5 protein-coding genes are annotated in these 6,469 nt (G+C 68.3%); 3 read left to right on the top strand and 2 right to left on the bottom strand.

Annotated features, from left to right (window positions below; translation table 11 throughout):
• Positions 1-279 precede the first annotated feature (279 nt).
• Positions 280-447, bottom strand: a complete 168-nt coding sequence (locus tag ABZ823_RS30735; protein WP_165939570.1) for a hypothetical protein — start codon at positions 445-447, stop codon at positions 280-282.
• Positions 448-581: 134 nt separating this feature from the next.
• Positions 582-875, bottom strand: a complete 294-nt coding sequence (locus ABZ823_RS30730) for a hypothetical protein (protein ID WP_361666160.1) — start codon at positions 873-875, stop codon at positions 582-584.
• A 151-nt stretch (positions 876-1,026) separates the two neighbouring features.
• Here ABZ823_RS30730 and ABZ823_RS30725 point away from each other — a divergent pair, with 151 nt between their 5' ends.
• From ABZ823_RS30725 to ABZ823_RS30715, 3 genes are all read left to right on the top strand, one after another.
• The gene (locus ABZ823_RS30725; protein ID WP_361666157.1) at positions 1,027-1,593 is read left to right on the top strand and encodes a hypothetical protein; all 567 of its coding nucleotides are present in this window, start codon (positions 1,027-1,029) and stop codon (positions 1,591-1,593) included.
• Positions 1,590-4,241, top strand: a complete 2,652-nt coding sequence (locus ABZ823_RS30720) for a Helicase associated domain protein (RefSeq protein ID WP_361666155.1) — start codon at positions 1,590-1,592, stop codon at positions 4,239-4,241. Before ABZ823_RS30725 ends, ABZ823_RS30720 begins: the two co-directional genes overlap by 4 nt.
• A gap of 389 nt (positions 4,242-4,630) precedes the next feature.
• A complete protein-coding gene (locus ABZ823_RS30715; RefSeq protein WP_361666152.1) occupies positions 4,631-6,412 on the top strand; it encodes an NACHT domain-containing protein in 1,782 nt (593 codons plus the stop codon).
• The last annotated feature ends 57 nt before the right edge of the window (positions 6,413-6,469 follow it).

The raw sequence follows: 6,469 nt of genomic DNA, 5'->3' as shown, positions 1-6,469 counted from the left end.
CTCCCGCTCCGCGGGAGCGCTGGCTGACCGCTGCGCGGTCAGCTCACCTGCCTTGCTGCGCAAGGCAGGTGATGCTCCGTCCGCTGCGCTCCCGGAACGGTGGGGGCTGCGCCCCCACTCGGTGCCTTCGCTGCGCTCCGGTCACCGTGTGGCGCTTCGCGCCACGAAGGTCGGCCCCGCTGCGCGGGGCCGACCAACGGGCCTGCGGCCCGAGCAGCAGCACGGGGACGGTTGCGCCTGTCTCTCCGGCTGGCCTCTGCGGGTACTGGGGACGCCGGGTCAGCGTCTACGGGACCAAGTACTACCGATTCCCGCAACGTGCAGGGCCAGCGCGGTCAGCCCCAGGAGCATGACGTTGACTGACGAGAACGTGTGATTGGTGCTGATCTCAGCTGCGTTGATGAGGAACGCGATGAAGAACAGCACTGCCGCGACTATGCCGAGCATGACAAGCCCCTCTCATAGGAAGTGAAGCCCGTATGCCCGGCCCTCGCCCCTACAGACATGGGTGGCGCGCCTTCGAAGTCGCATGACTCGCCAGGCAGGAGCCTGGCGAGTCATGCCGGCACGCTGAAGTGTCCTCAGGCGTGGGCGTGGCGGGTACTTGCCGCCTTGTGCGAGGCGGCGTGATGTGCGGGCCGGCCCGTCACGGGAACCGCGAGACGCCGCAGGGACAGGCCCGCGGTGACGAGGAGACCGATGAAGACGGTGAGGAGCAGGACGGCCACCCACATCTGCCGGCTTCCCGGTGACTGCCAGCCGGTCCAGGCCGCGGATGCCGCCCACAGCAGGGCGCCCACGGCGTAGAAGGAGCGGACGCGGTGCAGCTGTCGCACGGCCCGCAGGAACTGGATGCGTTCGGTCTTCGGTGCCATGCGGGCCCGTGTACCCCGATGTGCCACGACCATCAGGGCGGAAGGAATCTTGTGCAGGGGCTTTTCCGGGAGTCTCGCATGTCTGCATCTCGATGTGATGCAGCATGTAGCATTGGCATAATTCTGGGACATCCGGTGGGGAGCGGTTTGCGTGTTGATCTACGAGTATCTTCCGCATGAGCTTGCCCGGCTCGGGGTCGTCGCGAAAGCTGACGGATTCGATCGACACCAGGTGGCCGCGCAAGTGCGCCTGGCGCAGGAACGCGCCGGGTGTGCACGGGGGTGCCCTGCAGAGCCGCACCACTTGAGCGAGGTGTTCATCGCGGAGTTGCGGCGCCTTCAGTGGGAACGGATCGCCGCTCTCATGGAGAAGGAGCGGGTGGCCACGTACACGGCCTCCCGCGACTCGCGTGCCATCCGTTACGAAACGCAGCGTCTGCAGCGGCTGATGACAGATGTGGCTGAGGCCGAGCGGTCCGGGCGCGCGGCTCCGGAGATCTCGCGTCATCGCGTCTACCGGATCGATGCCCGGCCCACCGCCGGCGGCTCCAGCCCGGCCATGCCTGCCCCCGCCGTCCACCTGATGGCTGCATCACCCGATGAAGCAGCCGCGAAAGCCTGGACCATCCACGGAAGAAACGGCGGCCTCTACCAACGCGGCGGATACCAGATCACTTCCGCCACACAAATCCTGCCCGAGCCGGGAGAACTCTTTTGATCCAGCTCCGAGAACACCAGGTGGAACAGAAATCACGGTTCCGGAAATGGGTCGGATTCCCTGCAAGATCCTCTGTGCCGCCGGAGGGCGCGAGAGGTACGATCGTCTCCGCGACCGGATCGGGCAAGACCATCACTGCCGCCGCGTGTGCGCTGGAGTGCTTCCCCAGCGGCCGGATCCTCGTCACCGTGCCGACCCTGGACCTGCTCGTGCAAACCGCCCAGGCGTGGCGGGCGGTGGGGCACCGCTCCCCCATGGTGGCGGTGTGCTCGCTGGAGAACGACCCGGTGCTCAACTCGCTTGGGGTGCGTACCACCACCAACCCGATCCAGCTCGCCCTGTGGGCGGGGCACGGGCCGGTCATCGTGTTCGCCACCTACGCCTCCCTGGTGGACCGCGAGGACTTCGACGACCCAATGGCTAAGGGGAAGGTTCGCGGGCCGCTGGAGGCCGCTTTGGCGGGCGGGGAGCGGCTGTACGGACAGCAGATGGACGGTTTCGCGCTCGCCATTGTCGACGAAGCCCACTCAACCGCAGGTGATCTTGGCAGGCCTTGGGCCGCGATCCACGACAACGCCCGCATCCCCGCCGACTTCCGGCTCTACCTCACCGCCACCCCCCGCATCCTCGCCGCTCCCCGGCCGCAGAGGGGCGCGGAGGGCCAGGAGCTGGAGATTGCGTCGATGGGCCAGGACTCCGAGACCTACGGGCCGTGGCTGGCCGAGCTGGGGCTCTCGGAGGCGATCGAACGCGAGATCCTCGCCGGGTTCGAGATCGACGTGCTCGAGATCCGCGACCCCTCCCCCGTCGCCGGGGAATCGGAGGAGGCGCAGCGGGGCCGGCGCCTGGCGCTCCTGCAGACCGCGCTCCTGGAACACGCGGCCGCGCACAACTTGCGCACTGTGATGACGTTCCACCAGAAGGTGGAGGAGGCGGCGGCGTTCGCGGAGAAGATGCCGGAGACGGCTGCGGAGCTGTACGCCAACGACACCACCTCCGACGACGACCTGGCGGCCGCAGACCGGCTCCCCGCCTCGTCGATCGGCGCGGAGTTCTACGAGCTGGAGGCCGGCCGCCACGTCCCACCGGACCGCGTCTGGTCGGCGTGGCTGTGCGGCGACCACCTCGTCACCGAACGACGCGAGGCGCTGCGCCAGTTCGCCAACGGCATCGACGCCGCCGGCCGCCGGGTCCACCGCGCCTTCCTCGCCAGCTGCCGCGTCCTCGGAGAAGGCGTCGACATCACCGGCGAACGCGGAGTCGAAGCCATTTGCTTCGCCGACACCCGCGGCTCCCAGGTGGAGATCGTGCAGAACATCGGCCGGGCGCTCAGGCTCAACCGCGACGGCTCCACGAAGGTCGCGCGGATCATCGTGCCCGTGTTCCTGGAGCCCGGCGAGGACCCGACGGACATGGTGGCCTCCGCCAGTTTTCGCCCTCTTGTAGCGGTCCTCCAAGGCCTCCGCAGTCATGATGAACGACTCGTTGAGCAGCTCGCCTCCCGCGCGCTCACCAGCGGGAAGCGCAAGGTCCACGTCCGGCGAGACGAGGACGGCCAGATCGTCGGTGTCGGCGGCGAGGGTGACGGCGAGGACCAGGAGGACGACACGCAGGCCGCTGCCGAAGCGGCGCTGCTGCACTTCTCCAGCCCGCGTGACGCCGCGACCATCGCGGCCTTCCTGCGTACCCGGGTTTACCGTCCCGAGGCCCTTGTGTGGCTGGAGGGCTACCAGGCCCTGCTCCGCTGGCGGAAGGAGAACCACATCACCGGCCTCTACGCCGTCCCCTACGACGTCGAGGTCGAAGTGGGGGCGACGAAGGCGTTTCCGCTTGGGCGGTGGGTGCACCAACAGCGGAAGGCGCTGCGGGCAGGTGAACTGGAGGAGCGGCGCAAGACCCTGCTGGACTCGCCCGAGGCCGGGATGGTGTGGGAGCCGGGCGAGGAGGCGTGGGAGAACAAGCTCGCCGCGCTGCGGTCCTACCGGCGGGCCATGGGGCACCTCGCGCCGCGTCAGGACGCGGTCTGGGGCGAGGGCGAGGCGATGGTGCCGGTCGGACAGCACATCGCCAACCTGCGCCGGAAGGGCGGCCTTGGGAAGGACGCAGAGCGGGCGGCACAGCGCGCGAAGCAGCTGGCCGCAGTCGACCCGGACTGGGACTGCCCGTGGCCGCTGGACTGGCAGCGGCTCTACCGCGTCCTCGCGGACCTGGTCGACGCCGACGGCGTCCTGCCGGCCATCGAACCCGGGGTGCTGTTCGAGGGGGACGACCTGGGCAAGTGGCTTCAGCGGCAGAAGAATCCGGGCACCTGGGCGCAGTTGTCGAGCGAACAGCAGGAGCGGCTGTCCAAGCTGGGCGTGAAGCCCGTCCAGGCACCGTCTCCGGCCCCTGAGGCCACGCGTGCGAAGGGCCCGGGCAAAGCGCAGCAGGCGTTTCAGCGCGGCCTGGCGGCCCTCGCGCAGTGGGTGGACCGGGAAGGCCATCGCCCTGTACCGCGCGGCCACGCTGAAGAGATCGTGGTCGACGGCGAGACGGAGCGGGTGGCCGTGAAGCTGGGCGTATGGACCTCCAACACCCGCGCCAGACGAGACAAGCTCACCCAGGCACAACTGGACGCGCTGCGGGAGCTGGGCGTGGAGTGGGCGTGAAATGCAGGCCGACCGGCTGCCCTGCTCGTGCGCTTCCCGTACGGCATGCGTACGAGAAGCGCACGTATGCCGTACCGGACGTGCACGCGACGCGGGCGTCAAGCAGAGCCCGCGCCAACTCGGAGATCAGCGTAGGCCCCGCCCCACGCATATGGACGCGGGCCAGCTGCCGCAGTTGGGAGCGGGCGGTCGCTGCGTATTTTGCCACAGAGAGACTCCCTGCGGCCGTGATCTACGGCCGCAGGCGATGCCGCAGCTTTCACAGGCTCTAATCGTCGCCTGTGCCCTGCCCACGACACCGGCTGACTGGCGCGCTTGGCGTAAAGCGACTTGCTTCATGGAAACCCGTCGCGTCTCTATGATGACCGCAGCACAAGGGGGTTGAGCAGATGAGTGCGGATGCTGCCGCCAGAACAGATGCCGGCGGCAGCGCAGGTGCTGGCGGCTTCGACTATCAGGCGCGAGTGGCCGCCTGGTTCGCTGTCCGGGCGCTGGCGGGTACCGCGGCTGCGGGGGTACGCGGGCTGTACAGCGGCGCCATACAGGAGGTTTGCTGCGAGACCGGGGAGCCGGTCGACGACTGCCGTGTCCGGTTGGCGGATGGAGCGGTCCTGGCGTTGCAGGCCAAGCGGTTCATCACGCTCGGAACGACTACGGGCAGTGAACTGGCCAAGACCGTTGACCAGTTCGTCAGGCAGCATCTGTGGGCGGGGCACGAGACTGACCAACTGGTGCTGGTGACCACCTCGGATTCCCCCTCGACCGTCACCAAGGATCTCGCCGACGCCCTCGACCGCATCCGCGAAGCTCCGTCTGGTTCCAGCCTCACCGCCGGATGCAATGCCCGGCAGGTCAGGGCCTACACCACGTTCGTCAGTCATGTGAAGCGGGCGTGGAAGCAGCACACGGAGCCTGCAGTCGAGCCGAGCGATGCGCAGCTGCGGGTCTTCCTTGCCCGGTGCTGGGTGTGGGTGCTGGATGTTGAAGAGGGAAAGGACGGTGAGCGGGAGGCTCTGACTCTGCTGCGGGTGGCGGTGGTGGCTGGCACGGACCAGGCCGACTCTGCCTGGGACACCCTGCTGCGCGTGTGTGACCAGCTGTGCAAGAAGCAGACGGGCATCGATCTGGCCGGGCTGCAGACCAAACTCACCGAGACCAAAGTCCGGTTGGCGACGATCCGGGACTTCGTGGCGGACGTGGCCCGGCTGACCGCACTGACCCAGCAGACACTAGCGCAGATGGACGGCGAGCTGACCGCGATTCCCGGCCCCGAGGGAGACGTCACGGTCAAGCGCGGGGTGGACGATGTTCTGTCCGTACAGGCGGAGCAGGGATCGTGCCTGGTGACGGGCGAGCCAGGCGCGGGCAAGAGCGCAGCCCTGCATCACCTGGCCGGCGCCTGGCATGCGGCCGGTCGTCCTGTGCTGTTCCTGCAAGTGAGCAGTCTCGCATCTCTCAGCGCCGGGCAACTGCAGGATGAACTGCATCTTGAGTATCCGCTGCTGGAGGTGCTGGGGCAATGGGCGCCCGGTGCGCAGGGTCTGCTGGTGCTGGACGCCTTGGACGCCGCCCGGTCTGGTACGGCGGAGCAGTTGTGGCGGCAACTGATCCGGCAGGTGCGCCAGCGACTCCCCCACTGGCGCGTGGTGGCCTCGGTCAGAACCTGGGACCTTGAGCATTCAGCCAGCCTGGGCTCGTTGATTCCCGGTGACGCGCTGGTGGTGGGCGACTGGGACGACGCCGAATTCGCGAAGATCCTTACCGCTGTGCCTGCCTTGGCTGAGTTGGTGGCGTCCTCCCAAGATCAGGTCAAGCGCCTGCTGCGTAACCCCTTCAATCTGCGGCTGGCTGCCCAACTGCTCCTTGAGGGGGTGGAGCCGGCCGACCTGCACGCTGTCGACAGCCGCCTGGACCTGCTGGGCCGCTACTGGAAGCAGCGTGTCAGCGGGGTGCCGGACGGCCCGCAGCGGTCTGCTTTCCTGACCGAGTGGTGTCAGGCCGCGGTCGCGGCGCGTCAGCTGGCCGTCTCCGCCCAGCCGCTGCTGGCTGGCAATACATCGGCGGCCGATGTGCTGAACGCCCTTCTGTCTGACCGGGTGCTGATGCCGGCCGCCGCATCCGAGATCGGCGCGGTGAACCGCCCCGGTTCGAATAGAGACTCGATTTCATGAAAGGATCGAGTCATGGCACGACCTTCCCGTTACCCGCTTGAGCTCCGCCGCCGTGCA

The organism is Streptomyces sp. NPDC047079 (assembly GCF_040643755.1).
Taxonomy (GTDB): domain Bacteria; phylum Actinomycetota; class Actinomycetes; order Streptomycetales; family Streptomycetaceae; genus Streptomyces.
The sequence above is the reverse complement of the archived record's forward strand: the minus strand, read 5'-3'. Positions and strand labels throughout refer to the sequence as shown.